Origin of the sequence: Ruegeria sp. HKCCD6604 (genome assembly GCF_013110635.1) — a bacterium.
In the GTDB taxonomy this organism is placed as follows: Bacteria; Pseudomonadota; Alphaproteobacteria; order Rhodobacterales; family Rhodobacteraceae; genus Ruegeria.
Genome location: NZ_WVQW01000026.1, coordinates 1 through 2,543, shown reverse-complemented (window position 1 = coordinate 2,543; position 2,543 = coordinate 1). Strand labels below are relative to the sequence as shown.

2 pseudogenes are annotated in these 2,543 nt (G+C 60.0%); both read right to left on the bottom strand.

The window, feature by feature from the left end:
* Positions 1 to 144 precede the first annotated feature (144 nt).
* Positions 145 to 899 (bottom strand): annotated as a pseudogene (gene istB / locus GS614_RS21930) (IS21-like element helper ATPase IstB).
* A pseudogene (gene istA, locus GS614_RS21925) lies at positions 896 to 2,381 on the bottom strand (IS21 family transposase). The pseudogenes istB and istA overlap by 4 nt, the downstream one beginning before the upstream one ends.
* Positions 2,382 to 2,543 lie beyond the last annotated feature (162 nt).

Below are 2,543 nucleotides of genomic sequence, written 5' to 3'. Positions count from 1 at the left end.
TGTCAACGGCGGCGTAAAAACCTGCCATGGGGCGGAGCAAAAGTCGTCCACTGATTGGGTGACCGGCGCCTTGGCAAACGGGCTCCGATAAAGCTGGCGGTTGCCAAGGCGTCTTGGTCCGCCAGGACCAATCTTTTCTGTGTTTTAGGAATTCTGCCGAGCCCTGCTCTGTGCCAGGCGATAGCTTTCTCCGTTCATCTCCAGAATGCTGACATGGTGGGTCAGCCGGTCGAGCAAGGCACCAGTGAGACGCTCGGATCCGAATGTTTCCGTCCATTTCTCGAACGGCAGGTTCGAGGTGATCAGGATCGACCCGCGTTCGTATCGCTGGGAGATCAGTTCGAACAGTAACTCAGCGCCTGTCTTGGAGAGTGGTACGAAGCCCAGTTCGTCGATGATCAGCAGCTTCTGCTTCACCAATTGCTTTTGAAGCCGCAGGAGCTGGCGTTCATCGCGAGCTTCCATCAATTCGTGCACGATGGCTGCGGCAGTAGTAAAGCGGACTGCCAGGCCTTTCTGGCAGGCGGCCAGGCCAAGACCAAGGCCACGTGGGTCTTACCGGTGCCGCTGGGGCCGAGAGCAATGACGTTCTCGCAACGGTCGATCCATTCGCAGCGGGCGAGTTCGAGTACCTGCATCTTGTTGAGGTTTGGGATCGCCGTGAAGTCGAAGCTATCGAGGCTCTTGGTCGCCGGGAATTTCGCGGCCTTGATCCGGCGTTCGATCATGCGCCGTTCCCGGTCGATGAGTTCGAGCTCGATCAGACGGGCCAGGAACTGGACGTGATCTCTCCCTTCGGCAGCGCAGAGCCGAGCCTGCTTGTCGTATTCCCGCAGGATGGTCGGCAGCTTCAGCTTTTTGAGTTGGTGGTTCAGCAGGATCTGTGGCGTCTCCGTCATGTCGAGGCACCTGTTGTCAGGCACATGTAACTGGCCGGAGATGTCGTCGCCACCTTGGCCCGTGGCAGGAACGGGTAGACATCCAGATCGAGCCTCGGCGGCCGCCGCTCCACCCGACACAGCACCAGATGCTTTACGGCATCCACTGCCCGGCAGTTGATTGCCTAGCAATCAATGAGAGGGGAAGCTGATTGCTCCCATCTGGAGAGCCGTCTTCACGGCAGCATGAACCTCCTCCATCTCGAAGCTTTCGAGCAGCCGTAGAACCTGCACGTATTCGCGCCGTCCGGTTTTCAGCATGCGTGCCTCCATCAGCCTCTGGAGAGTATCAAACGCCTTGGGAAGCTCCCATCCGGCCAGCGGAGCCGCCTGTTCGAAAGCGTTTATCTTCTTCTCAATCAGCGGCAGGTAATGAACCGGATCGAAGACCATGTCCTCGCGGTCGTAGCTGCGAACATGCCGCGCGATGACCTCCCCACCACATCCGATGACCACCCGGTCAACATAGGCGCGGATCCAGACTTCGCGATGGCCGTAGGCAACCGGCACGGAATAGTCGTTGGTCTTATAGCGCAGCAGCGACAGGGAACTGACCCGGCCCGTGGCCTGTTCGCAGGCTTCGAAGGGCGTGGCCGGCGAGACCGCCATTGCCTCCAGATCGCGTTGAAGCCGCTCTCCAATCGTCTGATTGTGCCCGCGCAGCTTGTCGTTTTGGCGCGCCCGGCACTGCTCTTCGAGCCAGTTGTTGAAGGCGTCCCAAGTCGGAAAGCTCGGGACCGGCACCATGAAGTTGCGCCGGGAATAGCCAACCAGCCCTTCGACGGACCCCTTGTCGTTGCCCTTACCTGGACGTCCGTAGCGGTCCCGGATCACATAGTGGGACAGCATCTCGCTGAACAGCCGCGCGCGTCTGCGAGTTCCGTCGGGCTCGATCTTCGCCACAAGGCACCGGTCGTTGTCGTACAGGATCGACTGCGGAACGGCCCCGAAGAACCCAAAGGCATGGACGTGCCCGTCCATCCAGGCCTCCGCCGTCGCCGCCGGATAGGCCCGGACGTAGCAGGCGTCGCTGTGCGGCAGATCCAAGGCAAAGAAGTGGGCCTTCTGCTCAATGCCTCCGATCACAACCACTGCTTCGCCGAAATCGGCCTGAGCATGGCCCGGTGCATGATTAAGGGGCACGAACATCTCGCGATGCCGTCGACCGTGCTCCCGAACATAATCCTTGATGATGGTGTAACCACCCTCGAAGCCATGCTCATCGCGCAGGCGTTCGAAGATCCGCTTGGCCGTATGCCGCTGCTTGCGCGGCCGCTGCCGATCTTCCGAAAGCCATTGATCGATGATCCCGGTGAACCCATCCAGCTTAGGCCGCCGGATCGGTGCTGACCGCCGGCAGCCGGGCGGAACTGAAAACGCCAAAATCTTGCGAACGCTGTCACGAGATATCCCGAAATGCCGCGCCGCTTCTCGCTGACTCATGCCCTCGGCACAGGCCAAACGAACTTTGCGATACAAATCCACGGTGAAGATCCTCCCACCCTCCCTCCGTCAAAAGAAAGGGAAAAGATGGACGACTTTTACGCCGCCCGCACCAAGATCATCCCGCCGCTACCGTGGTCGACTTTCTCACCGCCGTTCTCA